21 protein-coding genes are annotated in these 20,575 nt (G+C 57.3%); 9 read left to right on the top strand and 12 right to left on the bottom strand.

Annotated elements, in window-relative coordinates; translation table 11 throughout:
• Positions 1-67: 67 nt before the first annotated feature.
• Both RS9916_RS03270 and RS9916_RS03265 read left to right on the top strand, forming a co-directional pair.
• The gene (locus tag RS9916_RS03270; RefSeq protein WP_007097808.1) at positions 68-721 is read left to right on the top strand and encodes a L,D-transpeptidase; all 654 of its coding nucleotides are present in this window, start codon (positions 68-70) and stop codon (positions 719-721) included.
• Position 722: 1 nt separating this feature from the next.
• Positions 723-2,084 (top strand): MFS transporter, encoded by a 1,362-nt coding sequence (locus tag RS9916_RS03265; RefSeq protein ID WP_007097807.1) that lies wholly within the window; start codon positions 723-725, stop codon positions 2,082-2,084.
• Here the strand turns inward: RS9916_RS03265 and cobW are convergent.
• Together cobW and RS9916_RS03255 are read right to left on the bottom strand one after the other, a co-directional pair.
• On the bottom strand, positions 2,062-3,123 hold the full coding sequence (cobW, locus tag RS9916_RS03260; protein ID WP_007097806.1) for a cobalamin biosynthesis protein CobW: 1,062 nt from the start codon (positions 3,121-3,123) through the stop codon (positions 2,062-2,064). The genes RS9916_RS03265 and cobW overlap by 23 nt on opposite strands.
• On the bottom strand, positions 3,123-3,671 hold the full coding sequence (locus tag RS9916_RS03255) for a pentapeptide repeat-containing protein (protein ID WP_038024108.1): 549 nt from the start codon (positions 3,669-3,671) through the stop codon (positions 3,123-3,125). Before RS9916_RS03255 ends, cobW begins: the two co-directional genes overlap by 1 nt.
• A gap of 91 nt (positions 3,672-3,762) precedes the next feature.
• Here RS9916_RS03255 and RS9916_RS03250 point away from each other — a divergent pair, with 91 nt between their 5' ends.
• The 3 genes from RS9916_RS03250 to ilvD all read left to right on the top strand — a co-directional run bounded on the left by RS9916_RS03250 (position 3,763) and on the right by ilvD (position 6,438).
• Positions 3,763-4,389, top strand: a complete 627-nt coding sequence (locus RS9916_RS03250) for a uracil phosphoribosyltransferase (RefSeq protein WP_007097804.1) — start codon at positions 3,763-3,765, stop codon at positions 4,387-4,389.
• Positions 4,390-4,408: 19 nt separating this feature from the next.
• Positions 4,409-4,696, top strand: a complete 288-nt coding sequence (locus RS9916_RS03245; RefSeq protein WP_038023173.1) for a hypothetical protein — start codon at positions 4,409-4,411, stop codon at positions 4,694-4,696.
• Between the two features lie 68 nt (positions 4,697-4,764).
• Entirely contained in the window at positions 4,765-6,438 is a 1,674-nt protein-coding gene (gene ilvD / locus RS9916_RS03240) for a dihydroxy-acid dehydratase (protein ID WP_007097802.1), read from the top strand.
• A gap of 17 nt (positions 6,439-6,455) precedes the next feature.
• On the opposite strand, the gene RS9916_RS03235 is transcribed toward ilvD, so the two are convergent.
• The 7 genes from RS9916_RS03235 to glpX form a co-directional block, all read right to left on the bottom strand.
• Positions 6,456-6,890, bottom strand: a complete 435-nt coding sequence (locus tag RS9916_RS03235) for a hypothetical protein (RefSeq protein ID WP_007097801.1) — start codon at positions 6,888-6,890, stop codon at positions 6,456-6,458.
• Position 6,891: 1 nt separating this feature from the next.
• Entirely contained in the window at positions 6,892-7,464 is a 573-nt protein-coding gene (locus tag RS9916_RS03230; protein WP_038023171.1) for a CIA30 family protein, read from the bottom strand.
• A 68-nt stretch (positions 7,465-7,532) separates the two neighbouring features.
• Complete coding sequence (gene pgl, locus RS9916_RS03225) at positions 7,533-8,252, bottom strand: 6-phosphogluconolactonase (RefSeq protein ID WP_007097798.1); 720 nt, start codon at positions 8,250-8,252, stop codon at positions 7,533-7,535.
• A gap of 9 nt (positions 8,253-8,261) precedes the next feature.
• The gene (gene gndA / locus RS9916_RS03220) at positions 8,262-9,680 is read right to left on the bottom strand and encodes an NADP-dependent phosphogluconate dehydrogenase (RefSeq protein ID WP_007097797.1); all 1,419 of its coding nucleotides are present in this window, start codon (positions 9,678-9,680) and stop codon (positions 8,262-8,264) included.
• Between the two features lie 100 nt (positions 9,681-9,780).
• The gene (locus RS9916_RS03215; RefSeq protein ID WP_007097796.1) at positions 9,781-11,076 is read right to left on the bottom strand and encodes a glucose-1-phosphate adenylyltransferase; all 1,296 of its coding nucleotides are present in this window, start codon (positions 11,074-11,076) and stop codon (positions 9,781-9,783) included.
• A gap of 135 nt (positions 11,077-11,211) precedes the next feature.
• The gene (locus RS9916_RS03210; RefSeq protein ID WP_007097795.1) at positions 11,212-12,522 is read right to left on the bottom strand and encodes a glutamyl-tRNA reductase; all 1,311 of its coding nucleotides are present in this window, start codon (positions 12,520-12,522) and stop codon (positions 11,212-11,214) included.
• A 31-nt stretch (positions 12,523-12,553) separates the two neighbouring features.
• A complete protein-coding gene (gene glpX, locus RS9916_RS03205) occupies positions 12,554-13,558 on the bottom strand; it encodes a class II fructose-bisphosphatase (RefSeq protein WP_007097794.1) in 1,005 nt (334 codons plus the stop codon).
• Between the two features lie 169 nt (positions 13,559-13,727).
• Between glpX and rpe the strand changes: the two genes are divergently transcribed.
• Positions 13,728-14,396 (top strand): ribulose-phosphate 3-epimerase, encoded by a 669-nt coding sequence (gene rpe, locus RS9916_RS03200; protein WP_007097793.1) that lies wholly within the window; start codon positions 13,728-13,730, stop codon positions 14,394-14,396.
• Positions 14,397-15,408: 1,012 nt separating this feature from the next.
• Here the strand turns inward: rpe and RS9916_RS03195 are convergent.
• Entirely contained in the window at positions 15,409-15,699 is a 291-nt protein-coding gene (locus RS9916_RS03195; protein ID WP_232199514.1) for a Nif11-like leader peptide family natural product precursor, read from the bottom strand.
• Positions 15,700-16,154: 455 nt separating this feature from the next.
• On the opposite strand from RS9916_RS03195, the gene RS9916_RS03190 reads away from it, so the two are divergent.
• The 3 genes from RS9916_RS03190 (at position 16,155) to RS9916_RS03175 (ending at position 18,854) form a co-directional block, all read left to right on the top strand.
• Positions 16,155-16,682, top strand: coding sequence for a hypothetical protein (locus tag RS9916_RS03190; protein ID WP_007097789.1), 528 nt, complete (start codon positions 16,155-16,157; stop codon positions 16,680-16,682).
• Positions 16,683-17,817: 1,135 nt separating this feature from the next.
• Positions 17,818-18,543, top strand: a complete 726-nt coding sequence (locus RS9916_RS03180; protein ID WP_232199513.1) for a hypothetical protein — start codon at positions 17,818-17,820, stop codon at positions 18,541-18,543.
• An 80-nt stretch (positions 18,544-18,623) separates the two neighbouring features.
• A complete protein-coding gene (locus RS9916_RS03175) occupies positions 18,624-18,854 on the top strand; it encodes a hypothetical protein (RefSeq protein WP_007097787.1) in 231 nt (76 codons plus the stop codon).
• 71 nt (positions 18,855-18,925) lie between these two features.
• Here the strand turns inward: RS9916_RS03175 and RS9916_RS03170 are convergent, their stop codons facing one another.
• On the bottom strand, positions 18,926-19,291 hold the full coding sequence (locus tag RS9916_RS03170) for an AbrB family transcriptional regulator (protein WP_007097786.1): 366 nt from the start codon (positions 19,289-19,291) through the stop codon (positions 18,926-18,928).
• Between the two features lie 326 nt (positions 19,292-19,617).
• Positions 19,618-20,541: a c-type cytochrome biogenesis protein CcsB gene (gene ccsB, locus RS9916_RS03165; RefSeq protein ID WP_038024106.1), complete on the bottom strand. Its 924-nt coding sequence runs from the start codon at positions 20,539-20,541 to the stop codon at positions 19,618-19,620.
• Positions 20,542-20,575: the final 34 nt, after the last annotated feature.

Here is a 20,575-nt window from a genome sequence, read left to right as displayed (position 1 = left end):
AACTGGCTTTTCTTTTCGGGAGCGATAAAAACAATCCGTAGTTTCGGCATCCCCTTTCGCCTGATCGATGCTGCCGGACCGTCTGTCGCGCCTACTGATCCTGATCAGCGCCGGAGTGTCGTTCGCCAGCCCAGGCCAAGCCCTGACCCTGAACGAGGCTCTGGCCATCCGCTTGGCCACGCCCAACGAGACAACGCGCAGCAGTGTGGCCGCCCGAAGCCACAGCGACACGCAACAGCACCGGGCCTCACCGGCAGAGCTGCTCGCCAAGCTGCAGGAGGAGGGGACGTCGGTTCTGGTGCTGGAGAAGACCCATCGCCGCTTGCCCAGCACCGGCGATCCAATCTGGAGTCTTCGTCTGGAAATCCCAGGCCAGCCGGTGCGTCAGTTCGATGCCGTCAGCGGCAGGGCCAATCGCCAGAGTGCTGACCGTGACCGCCTCGGCAGCCGCGCTCCGCTACCCGCAGGGCACTACATCCTTGGCCCAGTGGAACCACTGGCCGCAGGGGCCTATCCCGAACTTGGCCCCATCTGGATTGGCATCGAGCCCACCTTCCCCACGGGGCGACGCGTGCTGGGCATTCACCAAGACCCCAGCGCAGGACTGGGTGCCAACAGCGGAACGCTGGGCTGCATTGGCTTGATCAAGCGCAACGATCTTCTCGAATTGGCGCGCCAAGTGAACAAGGCCAAAATTCGTGAGCTGGTGGTGACCAACTGACATGCACGCCGACATCGCTGACGCCTCAGGGGGCTTGCGGAGACGCACCCTGCTGGCCTACGGCATCGGCGATGCGGGCACAGGCATGGCAGCAGCTCTGGTGGGGTTTTACCTCTTTGTGTTTTACACAGCGGTTGCCGGACTTCCCGCCTGGCTGGCCGGCACCGTGCTGATGGTGGTGCGCATCTGGGACGTGATCAGTGATCAAGTGATCGGTTGGCTTGGGGACCACACCCAACACCGGCTCGGTCCACGCATTCCCTGGATACTCGGCTGTGCCGTGCCCCTAGGGCTGTCGATGGCCCTGATGTGGTGGGTACCCCCGTTTGCAGATCCCTGGCGCTTTTGTTGGTTTGTACTGGTGGCCAGTCTTTTCCAAGCCACCTATTCAGGGGTGAACTTGCCCTATGCAGCGCTGGCCACAGAGCTGACCAACAACACCCCGTTGCGGACACGACTGAACACAGCACGCTTCACCGGTTCTGTGCTGGCGAGCTTGATCGGACTGGTGGCAGGAGCCATGCTCACCCACCACGGCGCTTCGGGGTACTGGCGTCTGGGTTGCTTCGCAGGCGTCGTGCTGATCACCGGTAGCTCGCTCAGTGCCTTGGGTCTCGCTCCTGCTGCTCGGCAGTGCCGCCGCCCAAGCCACGATCAGAGAGGGTTACTCCCCCAATTGCGGTCTCTGCTACCCAACCCCCTCTTTTTAAGGGTGGTGGTCTTGTATTTGCTGCTGTGGTGCGCCCTTCAGCTCATGCAGCCCGTGGCCATCATCTATTTGAGGGATGCGATGCACCTCCCCCACAGCTGGAGCACAGGTCTCTTGATCCCCTTCCAACTGGCGGCGCTGATGGGCCTGTGGATCTGGAATCAGGTGGCTGATCGCAGCAGCCGGTTCAGAGCACTGTTGATCGGAGGCTGCCTCTGGATCACCCTGTGCCTGGTGGCCACGTTGCTGCCTGGCCTTCATGTCGATCTGAGCCCTTGGGCATCAGCCAACCGCATGCCTTTGATCCTGCTGATCACTGCCGTGCTGGGGCTTGGACTAGGGGCCTCGACTGCCTACCTGCTGCCCTGGGCGTTTCTGCCGGATGCTGTTGATCTCCAGCAAGGACATCCAGCAGGATTGATCACCGCCTTCATGGTTCAAATCCAAAAACTGGGCAGTGCTTGTTCAGTGTTTGCTCTCGGTCTCCTCCTGAGCTGGAGTGGTTACGTGGCCGCTCTGGGGCCTCAACAACCCCACAGCGCACTGGTGATGATTCGTTTGTGCATGGGGGTTGTTCCAGCTCTGCTGGTGATGACGGCCCTCTGGTTGATGAAGGGCTGGGATCGTCGACTTACGCCAGCAAGCGAGCACTGAGCAGTTCGGCAGCATGGGGATTGAACCCAATCACCACGAGATCGACCCCGGCGCCCGAGCTGGGTTGCCAGGCGTGATCCGGTGCCGCTTCAAACCAGCTTTCCAGACGAGGGCCCACCATCTGCAGTTGCAGCGGCAACGTTTTGCCGGCCAACCACACGCGCCCTTTCAGGCGCACCACGCCATGAGCCACAGCGAATTCAGGCAAAAGTTGCTCTAAAGCGGCGCGGGTGATGGATTGCTCTAGACGCACCGTGCCACTCACGGCATCCACGTGCGTGTGGTCGTGATGGTCGTGGTCGTGGCTGTGATCGTGATCGTGATCGTGGTCAACTTCCGCCTCTACCGCAGACGCCTGTCGAACCATGCCGAGCACCACGGCGGGATCAATGACTCCCCGCTCAATGGGCAACAGCGGCGTGCCGCTGCGCACCCGATTCAGCAGGCCATCACGCACCGACTGAAGCTGGCCAGGGTCAAGACGATCAGCGCGGCTGATCAACACCTGGTCAGCGGCCTGGAGTTGATCTTCGAACAGCTCTTCAATCGCGACGATGTGATCAAGGCTGGGGTCCTCTAACCGCTGACGTTCAAGGGCGTCGGGATCGCCCACAGGACTGCCACCCTCCAGGGCTTCACCATCCACCACGGTGATCACACCATTCACCACCACCTGGGCACGAACTTCAGGCCACTCCAAGGCCTGCAGCAGAGGTCGCGGCAGGGCCAGACCACTGGTCTCAACCACGATGCCGTCGAGGCTGTCGGCCCGTTTGAGCAGGGTCTGCATCGTGGGCAGAAAATCGTCCTGCACGGTGCAGCACAAACATCCGTTGTTGAGCTCAACCAGGCGACCTTCAAGATCCTCCTCAGGGCAGAAGCCACAACTGCGGATCAAGTCACCATCAAGACCAACGGTGCCGAATTCGTTGACCATCACAGCCAATCGCTGGCCGCTTTGGCTGAGAAGGTGGCGAAGCAGGGTGGTCTTACCGGCACCAAGGAAACCGGTGATCACCGTGACGGGAAGGCGGGCCATCAACGACAACCCAGGCTTTCACGGGTGCTGATGCCAGTGGCGCTGTTAACCCCTTCAGCACGCGCACACATTGCCTTGAGCTGAGGAAGATCGATCACGGCGTTGGTGAAATCGGCTCCTTCAATGTTCGCTTCGGTGAAGCGGCTCTGCATCAACATCGCATTGACAAAACGAGCATCGCGCAGGTCAGCTCCGTCAAATCGGCTGGCAAACGCCACCACATCGCCGAGGTCAGCACTGCGCAGGTCGGAACCCTGAAGAAGGGAGGTATTGATCACTGCTCCACGCAGATCAGCCTCGGATAAATCGACACCTTGAAGATCCGCCTTCAGGAACTCCTTTTCCTTCAAATCACGGCCGTGCATATCGGCGCTGATGTCCTGTACAGCTTTCTGACCCCGCAATTCGGGAGCCGTAATCGCTTGAGCGGGCGAACTCGGCAACAGCGCGACGCTGATCACACAGCAGACCAGCGTTGCGAGCAGGCCAGAGCAGAGCGCGCGGGGATTCAACAGCCGCATTGCAGAACGACGGAACAAAGCGGGCATGCGCAACACCAACAGGGCAGCAGACAGGGCAGCGGAGCACCTGCCGTAGTTTGACCGACACGTTATGGCAGTTGTTCGCCGATCCACGCGCATGGCCAAGACCTTGAGGGTGGTGGTTCCCCCACATCCCCTGATTGCCCACTGGCTCACCGTGCTGCGCCACGCCGGCACACCCGCGGCTTTATTTGCCACGGGCATGGAGGAACTGGGTCGTTGGCTGAGCTACGAAGCGGTGCGGGATTGGCTCCCGCACCGGCGTGAAACCGTCACAACACCGCTTCAGGAAACCGAGGGAAGCGTGATCGAGGGCTCAGTGCCCCTGCTCGCGATTCCTTTGCTTCCCGGCGGCCTGTCGCTCTGGCAAGGGGCCCGTCAGGTGCTTCCCAATGCTGAGCTCTGCCTGAGCGGTGTGCCCGAGAAGATCGAGTCTCAGGCCGGAATTGTGGTGTTCATCGATCAGGTCAGCGATGGCCAGCGCCTGCTGAAAACCCTGCAAGACCTGGCCGCAGCAGGCGTCGATGATCTGCGCCGCGTGCGCGTGATCACAGCCGTTGCCGCCAGCCCAGGCTTGAAAGTGTTGGGGGAAACCATCCCCGATCTGACCCTCCACACCGCCTGCATCGATGAAGCACTCGATGACGCAGGTCGCGTCCTCCCGGGGATCGGCGCGCCCGTGGAACGAATGCTGATCCGAACGGGCCCAGAGTCTCTAGCCTGATGGCATCAGTTTGCTGACCATGGCCCAGCGCGAATCCGCTTCCGGCACCTTTGCCACCCTGATCAGCGGCGCCGTTCTGGGGGCTGCGGGCCTGGCCTGGTGGCTGCTGTCGGAAGCCGAGCGTCGACAACGCACCAAGCGCCAACAGTCGATGCTCTACGCCCCGCGAATCCAAGACGGAAGCGAAGCCTTGGAGTCAAGCGAGCGCCTTGGCCAGGAGGTGCAGCTGGAGCAACGCGTTGAGCAACTCAACGCAGCCATCGCGGATGTGCGCCGTCAGCTCGAGGATTTCGGCGCCAAAAACTGAGCCCAGGGAGCAATCCCGCCCGTCGGTAGGTTGGCGGAACGTCACTCACCGCCCGCCGGCTGCTTTCGATGCTCCGCTCCGACGCCGTCACGCAGGGAATCTCCCGCTCCCCCAACCGCGCCATGTTGCGTGCGGTCGGTTTTGGTGACGCCGACTTCGGCAAGCCGATCATCGGCATCGCCAACGGCTACAGCACCATCACCCCCTGCAATGTGGGGCTGAACGATCTGGCGATGCGAGCTGAAGCGTCAGCGCGTCAGGCCGGCGGCATGCCCCAAACCTTCGGAACCATCACCGTCAGCGATGGCATTTCGATGGGCACGGAAGGAATGAAGTACTCCCTGGTGAGCAGGGAAGTGATCGCTGACGCGATCGAAACGGCCTGCAATGGCCAGAGCATGGATGGGGTGCTCGCTGTCGGTGGCTGCGACAAAAACATGCCCGGCGCCATGCTCGCGATGGCCCGCATGAACATCCCGTCCATTTTTGTCTATGGCGGCACCATCAAACCCGGCAAACTCGGCGGCTGTGATCTCACCGTGGTGAGTGCCTTTGAGGCCGTAGGTCAGATCACCAGCGGCAAGATTGACGAAGAACAGCTAACGGCGATTGAAAAGAATGCCTGCCCCGGTGCAGGCAGCTGTGGCGGCATGTTCACCGCCAACACCATGAGTGCTGCGATCGAAACCCTCGGTCTGAGCCTGCCCTACAGCTCCACCATGGCGGCGGAAGACTCCGAGAAGGCTGATAGCGCAGCCCGTTCAGCCGAGGTGCTTGTTGATGCCATCAAAGCCAACATTCGCCCGCTTGATCTACTCACCAAGGAAGCGTTTGAAAACGCCATCAGCGTGATTATGGCCGTGGGTGGCTCCACCAATTCAGTGCTCCACCTGCTCGCCATTGCCCGCACTGCCGGCGTCGATCTGAGCATCGACGATTTTGAGCGCATCCGTCAGCGGGTCCCGGTGATCTGTGACCTCAAACCCAGTGGCCGTTTTGTCACGGTTGATCTTCATCAGGCTGGGGGCATTCCTCAGGTGATGAAATTGCTTCTGGATGGAGGACTACTCCATGGCGAGTGCCGCACCATCGAAGGCAAAAGCCTGAAGGAACTGTTGGCTGATGTGCCTTCGGTTCCGCCTGCTGATCAGGAGGTCATTCGCCCACTGTCCAATCCCTTGTACGCCAAGGGGCACCTGGCCATCCTCAAAGGCAACCTCGCCTCAGAAGGTGCCGTCGCAAAGATCAGCGGTGTGAAAAATCCGGTGATCACCGGTCCGGCACGGGTGTTCGAAAGCGAAGAAACCTGCCTTGCCGCCATCCTCGACAACCAGGTCAAGGCCGGTGATGTGGTGGTCGTTCGCAACGAAGGCCCGGTGGGTGGTCCCGGCATGCGGGAAATGCTCAGCCCCACATCCGCAATTGTGGGACAGGGCCTGCTCGACAAAGTGGCCCTGATTACCGACGGACGTTTCTCCGGTGGTTCCTACGGCTTGGTGATCGGCCACGTGGCGCCAGAAGCCGCCGTCGGTGGCACCATCGGCCTAGTGCATGAAGGCGACAGCATCACTGTCGACGCCAACAAACTGCTGATTCAACTGAACATCGACGAAGCCGAACTGGAACGCCGCCGTAACGCCTGGGCGCCTGCGACCCCGAAGTACCGCACAGGGATCCTGGGCAAATATGCGCGCCTGGTCTCAAGTTCCAGCCGCGGCGCCACCACCGACATCGCGGACTAACCCTCACTCTCGCGGGCTTAGCCGCAAAGCAACGCCCGCAAGCGACGGGTGAGTGCTTCGAGCGGGGCAGCATCCTGCGGGGGTGAACAACGCTTCCCTGTGTTGCCATCCATCCACACGGGGTGTTGTCCTTGCCACAACAAGGGGCGGTCGGGCTGATCCCACCAGCCCAACATCAGGTTGAGATCATCACCACTGCGGTAGAGCTCAAGTTCCAGATCCTGATCAGCCCAGCGCACCCCATCCTGATCACGACACTCGAGCCGCAACCTCAGGTCATCACCCCGGTCCAAAAGGTCCGCTAATCCAATCGGCTGATCAGGATGGTCCGCGTCCAACAGCACCACGGCATGGCGCAACGGCTTGCGGCAGACATCAGCTGCAGCAGCAATCAGCCCAGACAACCCCGGATTGGACGCATCGTCTTGGTCAGGACGCAACTCAGGGAGCATCTCAAAAGGCCTCAATCGATCGCAGCACCAGCCGAATGGAGCCCGGCTTGAAGCCGGCATTCGCCTGACCACCCTCATCAAATCGGGAATACAGCAGCTGCAGCCTGGTCACAGCAGCAGGATTGAAGCGAACGGGCAGCGTGACGGGGTTGGCCCGAACCACGGGTCGAAGATCGGCAAAGCGAACATCCACCACCGTGGTGCCTTCGGCTTGGGTGTGAATGGGGGCCACCCAACGCAACCCACCGGGGATCAATTCGGTCAGCCCCAAAACCCCATCGCTGCAGGCCACCGCGAGTTTCAGGGTCCGACCGCCTCCATCCACCTGAAGACGCAATCCCTGATAACCACTCAGATTGAGAGGAGGACGGAAGTTGGGCGAACGGCAGCTGACGAAACCACCTCCATCGGCCACCACCTCTCCCTCAAAAACCAAGCCCGCGGTCGTGGGATGACAACCAGCACGGCTACGCCCACCCATGATCGTGTCATTCAGGCTCGTCCAGTCCGGAAAGGTCTCCGGAGAAGCAACCACCTGCACCGACTCCGGCGGCGGTGTGGGAGGAAAGGACACGCTTGAGAGCTAGAACGCATCTCATCTTGCCGCCTGGCAGCACAAGATGAGGACCGCAGAACTGCGACTCAGGCAAGCCCCTGACTGGCGGCCTCATCGGTGAGAACCACAATCGGCGTGTTGGGACGGACCAACTTGGCGGGCGTGCGATCTGGGGACTCCATCGGATCAAGCAACCGACGCAAGGCCTGACGTTTGCCTTCCCCACTGACCAGAAACACCACCTGGCGAGCAGCGGAGAGCACTGGAGCGGTCAGGGTGATGCGATCCAACCCTTTGCCTCGACCAATGGTGGTCCAGCGATCCTGAACCAGCGGCGCTTCAGTGCCAGGAAACAGCGAAGCCGTGTGTCCGTCATCCCCAAGGCCCAGCAGCATGAGATCAAACGCCGGAGGTGATCCGGCGCAAACCCGTGTCACCAGGTCAGAAAAAGCTTCAGCACTGGCCTCAGCACTGGCAAGCTCCACTGTCGGCACCGGATGAAAGCACGCTTGCGCTCCAGGCAATCCATCGCTGAAGAGGGTGTGACGCAACATGCGGGCATTGCTGGAGGAATCATCAGCAGCGACCCAGCGTTCATCACCGAGGAGCACATCAACCCGATCCCAGGGCAGGTGCTGCTGCCCCAACAGGGAGTAGGCCTGAGCGGGAGTGCTCCCCCCCGAAAGGGCGATCTGGGCACGATCACGCTGATCCAAGGCGAGATCAATGGTGGTAGCAATGGTTTCCGCTGCGCGGCGGGCCAGATCCTGAGAATCCTTGGCCCGCACAAGCTGATAGGTGCTCATTGATCCGCCTCAGTCGAGCCACTCGGTGTGGAAGATGCCGTCCTTGTCGATGCGCTCATAGGTGTGCGATCCAAAGCAGTCCCGCATCGCTTGCACCAGGTTCTGGGGAAGTCGACTTGTGCGATAGCTGTTGATGTAATCAAGCGTGCTGCTGAGACAGGGCACAGGGATACCGGCCTGAGCGGCACCCGCGACGACCTGCGCAAGGCCAGGCAAACGACGGTTGACCTGGTCAGCAAACCAGGGATCGATCAACAGATTCGGCAGCTGTGGATCAGCATTAAAGGCGTCCTGAATGCGCTTCAGCAGACGCGCACGAATGATGCAGCCCCCCTTCCAGATTTGGGCAATGGACGGCATGTGCAAGTTGTAATTGTGCTCCGCAGACGCGATCCGCAACAGCTCCATACCCTGGGCGTAACTGGCCATGCATGCCAGAACCATGGCATCCATCAACGGGCCCATACCGTCGGCAGGAGTGCCCATCGCAAAAGGTGCAATGGCTGGCCCCTTGAGGATGGTCTCCGCCTTGACGCGTTGGTCCTTCATCGAGCTCATCACCCGTCCATTTAGAGCGGCATAAATCGTGGGAACGGACGCACCCATCTGCAGCGCACTGACCACGGTCCAAAGCCCGGTACCTTTCTGACCTGCTTTGTCTTGGATGAGTTCCACCAAATCAGAACCGGTCTCAGGATCTTTCGTGCGAAGACAAACTTCCGTGATTTCCACCAGATAGGAGGCCAACTCCTCCGTACTGTTCCAGTGCTTGAAGACGTCGGCCATCTGCGTACCGTTCATTCCACCGACCCGTTTCATCAGGTCGTAACCCTCAGCCAGGATCTGCTCGATGCCGTACTCAATGCCGTTGTGAACGGTCTTGACGAAGTGACCTGAGCCACCAGGGCCGATATAGGTCACACAAGGACCATCCTCCACCTGGGCAGCCATTTTGGTGACCAAGCTTTCGATCGCGTCGTAGGAGGCCTTCGTGCCACCCGGCATCATGCTGGGTCCTTCAAGAGCACCTTTGGCCCCACCCGACACCCCCATGCCGATGAAGCCAAAGCTCTTGCTTTCCAACTCGGCAACACGCCGCTCAGTGTCGTGGTATTCAGAGTTACCGCCATCAATCAACAGATCTCCTTTTTCCAGATAAGGGGAGATTTGCTGGATGACCGCATCAACAGGAGCACCGGCCTTCACCATCATCAAGATGCGGCGCGGATGCTGGAGCTTGTTAACGAAATCTTGAAGGTCGGTAGCCCCTTGAATGTCTTTACCTGCTCCGGCTCCAGCGAGGAACTCTTCTGTTTTGGCGTAGGTGCGGTTGTAGACGACGCTTGAAAAGCCGTTGCGCTCAGCATTGAGCACAAGATTTTCACCCATCACGCCGAGGCCGATCAGACCGAAATGCGCCTTGGACATCGTCAGAGGAGGCTTGCGATGGCCTCAGTGTGACCATCGCAAACCAAAAAGGACATCCGGTAACACCGACTGTCAGAAACAGGAGACGCAGCCCCCTTGGTTAGATCACCATGCCATCAGGAATGGTGGCGTTCTTGCAGACCACAACGATGCCATTGCGGATATAAAAACCGAGTTCTGGACGGTCGGCTTCCTCCACGTTGTCCTTGTTGATGATCGTGACGTTGCGGCCGATCCTGGTGTTTTTATCGAGAATTGCTCGCTTAACAGTGGAGCCCTCACCAACACCCAGAGGGATACCGCCGTTGCGACGCAATTCCTCTCGCTCCTGCGTGGATTCATAGAAGTCGGAACCCATCACCAGGGAGTCCTGCACAACAACGCTGTTTTCGATCCGACTACGAATCCCAAGCACGCAGTGATTCACACTGCAGGATTTGATAATTGAACCCTCACCAATGATGGAGTCAATAATCTGAGAATCACCAACCTTGCTTGGCGGCAGATAACGGGGACGGGTGTAAATCGGGAAATCTTCGTCGTAGAAGCTGAAGGGAGGCTTGGGCTGCTGGGTGAGTGCCAGATTGGCCTCATAAAAAGCGCCAATCGTTCCGATATCCTCCCAATAGTCGTCAAAGACATAGCTCTTCAAGCTCATGCCCTTGGAGAGCGCCTCAGGGATCACCTCTTTACCGAAATCCTTGTAAGTGGGGTGATCGTTTAGAAGATCAAAAAGCGCCTTGCGGCTAAACACATAGATCCCCATCGAAGCCAGGTAGGGCTTGGACTGAGCTGACTCGGGAGACAGGCCAAAGCGGGAGGTATCCACCGCCATCTCTTTCAGTGAATCACCCTTGGGTTTCTCACGGAACTCTTGGATTGTTCCATGCTCATCGGTGCGCATCAGACCAAATGCCTCTGCCTGCTGAGGATCCACAGGCAACGCGGCGACCGTGAGATCGGCGCCTGATTTGCGGTGGTGCTCAACAAACAAGCTGTAATCCATCCGGTAAAGCTGGTCACCGGAAAGGATCAGGTACTCATCAACATCCCACTCCTGGAAAAGCCACTGATATTTGCGGACTGCATCAGCAGTGCCTTCAAACCAGGAAGGACTCTCAGGAGTCTGCTGCGCAGCCAGCACTTCAACAAAGCCTTGACCAAAGCCCGCACTCAGGTCGTAGGTCTGAGACAGGTGACGATTAAGAGAAGCGCTGTTGAACTGCGTCAACACGTACATCTTGGTGATGCTGGAGTTGATGCAGTTGCTAATCGGAATATCAATCAGGCGGTATTTGCCAGCGAGAGGCACAGCTGGCTTGGCCCTCATTTTGGTGAGTGGATACAAGCGCGTACCCGCACCTCCACCAAGAATGATTGCCAGAACGCGCTTCATGCCGGTCCCTACAGACTGGAGACGGGGGCAAACCTAACGGACTTTTTGCCAGAAAAACCACGCTTGCCCCCAGATCAATCAAGACCGTCGAGTCTCAGAGATAGACAAGGCAAGAGGCTTGCAAGAGAAGCGATCTCAGGAGGCTGCGGAGTCGCTTTCCAGCTGGAACACCCGCTCGACGACCCGGAGTGCTTCTTGACGTTGCGGACGGGGCTGGGGGCTCCGCAGCTGGGTGACTGGCGTATGCAGGATTTTGTTGAGCATGCCCTTGGTGAGGGCTTCAACGACCTTGCGTTCCCGAGCGGAAAAGTCAGGGCCCATGCGGCTCAGCGCCTTCTGCAGCTCTTCTGTGCGGATTTGCTCCAAAGAAGCCCGTAGACGGTTGATGGTCGGAACCGCTTCAAGACTGTCCCACCATTCCAGAAACAGTCTGGACTCCTCGTCGAGGAGCCCTTGCGCTTCGCGTGCCACCTTTTGGCGGGCTTCCTGATTGCGAGCGACCACTTCCTGAAGGTCGTCCACATCATGGGCCTCAACCCCGGATATCCCCTTCACATCAGCAGCAATGTTCCGCGGAACACCGATATCAATCAAACGCAGAGAACTACGGCGATTGAGTTGATTCAGACGGGCTGCATCGATGATCGGATCTTCAGCGGCCGTACTCGTGAACACCAAGGAGCAGGTGCTCAGGCAATGATCGAGGTCTTCAAGCGTGCGGCACTGCACCGGAAGTCCAGGGAAGTCGGCAGCCAATCCGAGAGCCCGCTCACGGGTGCGATTCAGCAACACAACGCCAGAACACCCTTTGGCCTGGAGATGTTGAAGCAGCAATCGGCTCATCCTGCCGGCACCAACCACCGCCACCTGCTCAGACTCCAGTGACACCAGCTCATCGAGACCGCGAGACTGACCCAGCTTCAATTGAGCCAATTCAACTGCGGCTGAACTGACAGAAACAGCACCCGTGCTCAGATTGGTCTCCGAACGCACCCGTTTGCCGGTGCTCACAGCCTGCGTGAGCAAGCGGTTGAGGATCGGACCAATGGATTTGTGCTCTTGCCCAATACGCATCATCTTCTTGACCTGGGAAAGGATTTGCCCCTCTCCAAGAACAAGACTGTCGAGACCGGCAGAAACCTTCAGAAGGTGATCAACCGCCTCGTGGTGATGGAAAGCAAACAGATGGGGCGAGAGATCATCTGTTGCCAGACCTGAGTGACCGCTGAGGAAATCACGAACGGCAGAAATCCCTAAATCGGGATGACGCACCAGCGTGTAGATCTCCAGTCGATTACAGGTGCTGAGGATTGAAGCCTCTAGCACCTGCTCATGGCCACGGAGGGCCTGGAGAGAGGTCTCCATGGATTGCTCAGGGATGCTGAGCTTTTCACGGACTTCAACCGGTGCCGTGCGATGACTGAGGCCGACGACGGCAATATGCATGGAGACGTTCCTCTCAACCAGGTATTAACGATCAGCTCAGAGCGATGCTCTGGGCGCCGTCCTTGATGTGCACGGTGTTGGTGAAGCGGCAGGTGTTGTCGAGGTTGCTGATCACCAGGCTGCTCGTGCGGGTGCAGTCCTTTTCGAACTTAACGCCGTTGAAGAGCAGGCCATCGGTGATGCCGCTGCCAGCGAAACAAACATGCTCGCCGCAGGCCAGCTCCTCAGCTTCATAGACCTTGTCGGGATCGGCGATGCCCATCTCAGCAAGACGCGCCAGGTTGCCCTCTTTGGTCATGTCAGCCCATTCGGAGGTCTGAGCAATGGCAGGGTCGTAGACCAGCTGACCTTGGAAGTGGCCGCCAAGAGCACGCATGGCCGCAGCGGAGATCACACCCTCAGGAGCGGCGCCGATGCCCATCAGGCAGTGGGTTCCGGTGCCGGCGAAACCGCAGGCGATGGCGGCCTGCACATCACCATCGGAGATGGGCTGGATGCGAGCACCGGTGGCACGGATTTCAGCGATCAGATCCTTGTGACGAGCACGGTCCATCACAACGATGTTCAGCTCGTCGACGGGAAGACCCAGGCACTCGCTGAGGATCTTGATGTTCTCAGTGGCCGACTTGCGGATGTCCACCTTGCCCTTGGCGGCCGGAGGAGCAGCCAGCTTCTTCATGTAGAAGTCGGGGGCGTTGAACAGACCACCACGGTCGGAAGCGGCGAGGACAGCCATGGAGCCGCGCTGGTTGAACGCGCAGAGGTTGGTGCCTTCGCAAGGGTCAACGGCGAAATCAACGCCAGGGCCAGTGCCAGTGCCGACCTCTTCTCCGATGTAAAGCATGGGGGCTTCGTCACGTTCCCCCTCACCGATCACGATGCGGCCCTGCATCTGAATTTGATTCATGCGCTTGCGCATGGCATCGACAGCCAATGCATCCGCTTCATCTTTCAGGCCTTTGCCGGAGAGCGAAGCGGAAGCGATGGCGGCCTGCTCGACGATCTCGAGAATTTCCTGAATGAGGGTCTGATCCACGGGAATGCGGCTGTGGGTAAGGGTGCAACGAACGGAGAGCTGTCCTGACGGATGCACGGGACGGGCGAAGATCCCGATGCAGCAGGGCTTTCCAGCTCAAGAGCGCGGCTAACTGTATCAGCGACTTCAGCGGTTCCTACAATCGCCCCGCAATCGCGCGGATCCATTCATGAGCACCAAGCCACTGGTGATCTCTCCATCCATCCTCTCTGCCGACTTCGCCCGACTCGGAGAAGAGGTTAAAGCGGTGGACCAGGCCGGTGCTGACTGGATTCACGTCGACGTGATGGACGGCCGCTTCGTGCCCAACATCACCATTGGTCCTCTGATCGTCGAAGCTCTGCGTCCTGTGACGCAGAAGCCACTCGACGTGCATCTGATGATCGTTGAGCCCGAGAAATACGTCCCCGACTTCGCCAAGGCCGGCGCCGACATTATTTCCGTTCAGGTCGAAGCGTGCCCCCACCTGCACCGCAACCTGGCTCAGATCAAGGACCTCGGGAAAATGGCTGGTGCCGTGCTGAATCCCAGCACTCCCATTGACACCTTGGAGTACTGCCTTGAGCTGTGCGACCTGGTGCTGATCATGAGCGTGAACCCTGGCTTCGGCGGCCAGAGCTTCATCGAGAACCAGGTGCAGAAGATTCGTGATCTGCGCCGTATGTGCGACGAAAAGGGGCTTGACCCCTGGATCGAGGTGGACGGCGGCATCAAGGGCGCCAATGCCTGGAAAGTGATCGAAGCCGGTGCTAACGCCATCGTGAGCGGTTCAGGCGTGTTCAACCAGCCTGACTATGCCGCTGCAATCCAGGGCATCCGCGACAGCAAGCGCAGCTGATCCTTCGGCCCACGCATCAATATTGAACCAATTTCCACCTCCTGTTGCAGGGGGTGGTTTTTTTGTGCCTGCGCCCAGATTGATATTGAATATTTGACGGCACGAACGTTTGGTTGAAGCAGAGCATCAAAACAAGGCAATCAGCACACACGCCTGAAAACCACTACCCATGGTGTTGACCAACAAAAAAGCCTGCCTCAAGGGCAGGCCGGGTGATGGGGGAGCACAAACTACACCTGGCCAACACTAAATGCAGGGTCTTCACACTTAAACCACATTTGGTCACAGCTTTGGTCTAAAAGTTCACTCAACCCTGAAGAGCATCTTTACCTACACCACGCAACTGATGGCGCATGTATCCTCTTGGACATGTTCCACATTTGGTGGCACAGACAAGGGCCGGGTGATGGGGATTACTTAGGCATCGACCGTCCCCTAGGGGGCGGTCTTCTTGTCTGTGCCGAGCGCTTTATACCCACGCTCATCACTGGGGCAATGGTCATCGTCATAGGAAGGTCCACCTTTCGAGCTGACCAAAGAACCTTGCTCCGGAGAGGGGGTTCACATGGCCTGAACCTGAGGTAAGACCTTCCACATCACAGCAGATTTGAGCTCACGGCTGGACTGCCTGGTTCGCCAGCATCTCCGCATGGATCAACAATTCAAAGTCGTTGTTGGCTTCCTTTTGCTGAACGGAGCCATCATTGCCGGCGCGTGGGAACTAATGCGGTTGCTGAATCACTCCTAATCAAGGAAAGAAAGATGTCGACCGACTGCCCTACGCAACTGGCAAACAGGCTCCAATAAAAGAGACCACCCGCATGGGCGGTCTCCGGATCCTTTCATTCATGGGTCTATCTCACAGCTGCTTGGCACTGCAACCCAATGGAAGCAGTGAGGCCATTGTCTTAGCCAAGAGGAAGCAAACCAGTCGCGCATCAGTCAACCCTGGTATTAGAGAAAGGGGATTGCTGAAAGGATCCACTGCCGTTTCTTAGCGTGCACTCTCTCGCTAGAACCCGGGTTGCCAACGATCGCGTGAGACACCAGCAGCAACACCTTCCAGCAAGTCATCTGGAAGCTCCGTACGGACTGAATGAGGCCTGTTGAGCTGTTCAAGTGAAGTCGCAAAGCCCGCTTCGACAGCAAGTGCGATCACAGCATCCGCATCGCTCGCTAATTGGAGCTTCTGCCGAAGGCGTGCATCGACTTGGGCCTTGTCAAGAAAAGCTTTGAGTTGCTCGTCTGACATCACCGAAGATGCAAAATGAACAACTGTTGCCAAAGGTGTTGTCATGACCATGGGGATTGGCACTGCCTGGGACCTATTCAGCATTGCTTTGGAGGCCTCACGCCAGCTGTATCTCAAGGAGAGAGTGCGATGAGAGTTTCCTGTGGTGTTCGCCAACGCGCTGGCGGCTGAGCCTCCCCCCACACAGAGGCACCGAGTTGCGGGAACAATCAAATCACGCAAGAGCTTGATGAAATATTCGCCCCACACTTGATCTTGAGATCGAAGAGATAAAGGAATTCACCAATGTCGAACTACTTGCGAATAACGAGATCAATGCCAATGCACGAATGTCGCCACAAAGCTGAGAAGTAACAGAGAAATATCGATGCTTCATCAAACCCGGCTAATCATTCAAAACGGCTCTTTCCAACCATGTGAATCAACCCATCTGTAACTTATGACCTACCAAAGCCAACAACAAAAAACAAAGGAGTAACCTTGAGCCAGTAGACCGCACAAGATTCGTGACTGAATGGACTCATTTTCAACGCGTTAACTTTGAACAGCTTCTGAATTCCAATGTCGAGGAATGGCAAGCCATAGAAATGGCACTAAACGAAGCCTCAACACCCGAAGCCCTCATCTGGCACCACAAATCAGTGCCAATGCTGCAGCTGCTTTCATTGTTTGCACATGTGGACAATCAATGGTTACGAATATCCACTTACCAAGACGACGATGAGTTCGGATTGTCAATTGAGCCAATACCAAGGGCTCCCCAAGGGTCTGACCAATGGGCAGATCACGTAGGTAATACCTCAATTTTTCGGTGGAGAGTGGCCCGCGAACTACCCACCGGCAAGATTTCACAAGTTGCTGTCAAACAAAATGATCGAAACAACATCGCAATGGTTGAACTCAAAATACAGTGCCACTTGATTCGACTAGCGCCAGGCGAAGTGTATGAAAACCAAGATCAATCATTTGATGTGAGGTTTATGGACGAAAGCGTCCTGGTTCAAGTTGACGGGCGTTCACCCATCGAGCAATGATTCATTTTAGCCACCAATGAGGTACTTGCCTGCATAGCACAACAGCGTAACTGCATGGCTCACAACAAAAGGCAGTAAAAGACTGCGCCTTGATCAACAAAATGATATAACATGTGAAATGCATCAAGTCTTCGGATACCAAGAGTGCAGGGAAGCAAAATCTCAGCAACCCAAAGCGAGCAGGAGCCACAACCCAAGTGATTGCTGATACCAAGCCAAGTGACTACAGCCAATGGACCGGGAATGGTGGCATCAATAACACAAGGGTTCTGCCACTGACTTTGGCCGGCAACGGAGCTCTGAATCACCTGATTTGGTAACAAGAGCGCCAGAGGGCTCCGCTGCCTTAGAAAAGTGGCTCTTGAAAACCTTTCAATGACGACAACTCAAGCTTTGGTAGTCATTCTTACCTTTGGAGCAGGCCTAAGCACTTTGATCGCTTGGCGATATGCGGCTTCACAACTATGGGAGCAGGAGCCGTGATTCCTCCCACACTTGCTGTTACGACCAAGATGTTTTCAATCCTGTCACTGGTCCGTCTTTTTGTAGTGGAAAGACCTGTTTCGCTTTGACGTGACATCAATGTCCCCCCGGGAAACAATCAAAGTTATTCCGCTTCAACAACAAATTCGAAACGAGGTCCACGAAGGGCGCACCCAAGGTTTCAAAGAATGGAGGGATAAAGCTAGGCCATCAGATCCGACATAGGGTTTAGACCTGAAGTAGTCCTGTTCTTCATGTTGGGCCGAGGGAAAAATAAAAAGGCTTTGTTGCCCCCTCCTGCGGTTGCCAGCAACGAATCCATTGCTTTAGTAACCAGCGAAATAGTTCGTGCTTTGGTGACTAAAGAGGAGGAAGCCCCAGCGAGGCCTACCCAGGTTGCCCCTTGAGGCCAAACCCCATGTTTCTTGCCCACACCACCATCACTCAGGCTCCAGATGTAGCGGCCGCTGTAGTGGGAGCTTGCCGCATTGGTGATTCCTGGGGATCCGACTTCCAGCCCCGATTCTTAGGGCTACTTTTTCGTGAGCTCATTGGCGTTGACATTGATTTCAAAGCCATCAATGGCATCAACGTTCAAGAGGCTGCACAGAGTTTTCCCGATCCACTGCAGCGCCTGGAACTGATCGAACTGATGGTGCTGGCGGAGATGATGCTGAATCCGGTGCCTTCACGATTGGAAGCCTCGGTGGAGCACTGGGCCAGCGAACTCAAGGTTCACGATCGTTCCTTGGTGCTGGCGCGCGATGTGGCATTACAAGCGCGGCAACAAGCGCAAAGTGATTTTTACCGTCTGTTTTGGATGGGAGAAGAGGATCAACGCCAGAAAGGCTTTGATCAACTACTGAAGGCCCATGGCCCACAATCCTGGACCTTCACCATGGAGCCCGACCCGGAGCTCGCTGCCCAATGGCGCTCGTTAGCGGAACTCCCGGACGACACGCTTGGCGCAGCGGTGTGGCAGCACTATCAACGCCATGGCTTTACGACGCCTGGAGAACTCGGTGGTGCCAATGCGGCTCTCGCACATCACGACTGGCTCCACGTGCTTGGCAACTATGACGTCGACATGATCGGCGAGGTGGAAAACGCAGCGTTTGGCGCCGCCAGCAGCTCCGTCACTGGAGCAACACTATGGTTCCTTGGCGTGATGGCGATGTACGAAGGCGGTCTATTCGACAGTGTTGTAACCGGAAGTCATCCTCATCAGATTTCGGCCCCTGGCATGTGTGAAAGGGTTGTTAATGCTCTGAAAAGGGGCCGCGCATGCCGGCAAGATTTATTGGCGATCGATTACTTCACCATTGCTGATCAGCCGCTGATCGAAGTGCAACGAGCCTGGGGGCTTATAAACAGGTGACATAGCCGTGGAAACGGATTGAAGACTCTGGCCTACCGACGTGAAAAGCGCTTAGAACTGAGGCAGTCCTGGAGTTCCCGATGGCTGGAGAGACAGACAAGGACAAAGAGCTCTCCTTTGATGAATTGAAGGAGGTCAGCGGCGGATACGAAACCGGTTTGCCTAACGACCACCACTTCAAAGAAGAGAAGAAAATTCCATTGGATGACAGTGGACGGAAATTCGTCAACAAGGGAGGAGTCCCTTTCGCGATGGATGAGACTCCGACAGAGGGCATTGGCAATCCGTACATATCACCTCCTCCTGACTGAGACACGGCGAGTCAAGAAAAAGGGGCGCCTGCTCGGTGGCACCCCTTGGTCCTTCCATTCAATGGTGTAACTCACTCGTCCTCTTCACTGCCACCAACGGGGATCAACCGGATTTGCTTGCGACCAAGCTTGATGTCGAACTCGTCACCAGGCTGGAGATCGAGCATTGCGGTGTAAGCCTTGCCAATCAGAAGGTTGCCGTTGCCTTGAACCTTGGCGATGTAGCTGAGTTTACGTCCCCCCTTACCAACACCAGCACTGCCCGTTCCGAGGTCGATGCCCTTGGCGTTCAGCAGAGCTTCGTAGAAAGCGGTGAAATTCACCCTCTGACTACCATCTTTCTTTTCCGAGACATAGCCGCAGGCAGTCGCAAGATCGGTCTTGGAGACATCGCCAAGATCCTTCACTTTGGCGAGCAGTTCGCTTCCGGTCAGCATGGAATCAAAGAGGAATTACTTTGTTGATAGCGGTGTACTTATCGCAGGTCAATGCCCAAAAGCCAATTCCAGTAACGCAACGTTCGAAATCAGGAGGGCTTTATCGAACAGAAGGCTCATATCACCCGAGCGCATCAACCATCGCCTGGGAGACAAGGCAACATTGAGAGATGAATGCGATGGCCTCGTGGGGCCAGATCCTCAGATCTGGATCAAGAACGATCACCCTCTCGCGAACGAAGGGCACAGCCAATCCGAGCCAAGGATTACCAAGCCTGAGGGGCCTCGATCTGAAGGTTGAAAAGCGAGACTCTCAGATTCAACGGTCATCCGAAGAACCAGCCATAGCTGTGCAAGCCAATGCCCAGCAGATTGACGCCGATGTAGCAAACCACAATCACCACCAACCCCAATGCCGCCACGAATGCCGGCTTTCTTCCCTGCCAGCCACGGCTCAAGCGGGTGTGCAGATAAGCGGCATACACCAGCCAACAGATCAGCGCCCAGGTTTCCTTAGGGTCCCAGCTCCACCAGCTGCCCCAAGCTTCATTCGCCCACACTGCACCGCTGATGATGCCCACAGTGAGCAACAGGAAGCCCACGGTGATCGTGCGATAGCTGAGGTTGTCGAGTTGTTCCGTGCGACTGAAGGCCACCGACTGCAAATCCAGCTCAGCCGTTGCGGTTCCGCCCTCCAAAGAAGCCCGGCGAAATCCGCCACTGCCGATGGAGCTGCTGCGCAGCTCAAGAGCGTTCTCACGGTCGGTCAGCAGCACAGCAACCGACAGCAGAGAGCCCACCAGCAAGGCCGCATAGCTAACCATGATCACGCTGACGTGCATGACCAACCAGCTCGATCGAAGCGCTGGAACAAGAGGGGATGCCTCTTGCAAGCGATCAGGAAGAGCAAAACTGGCGAAAGCCACACAACCCAGGCCCATGGGTGTGGCGGCTGCAGCCACAAGCGGGGACGGCCAGCTGCGCTCCACCAAAAGCTGGGTGAGGGTGCAGGCCCAGGCCAGAAAACAAAGGGACTCGTAGAGGTTGCTGATCGGGAAATGGCCGGACTGCCACCAGCGCAACACCAGCTGAGCCGTGAGAGCCAAGTTGGCGAGGGCGATCAGAACACGCACGCCCGAAGAGGTTTTGCCGCTGGACAAAGCCCAAAAGCCCCAGGGCAGAGCCACCAGTAACAGTGCAAAGGCCGAAAGCCCTAGGAGCAACACCGGATCGTCACCTGCAATCGGCATCGAAAACATGGTCAGCAATGGAACAGAGTCTGAA

The organism is Synechococcus sp. RS9916 (assembly GCF_000153825.1).
Lineage (GTDB): Bacteria > Cyanobacteriota > Cyanobacteriia > PCC-6307 > Cyanobiaceae > Synechococcus_C.
The sequence above is the reverse complement of the archived record's forward strand: the minus strand, read 5'-3'. Positions and strand labels throughout refer to the sequence as shown.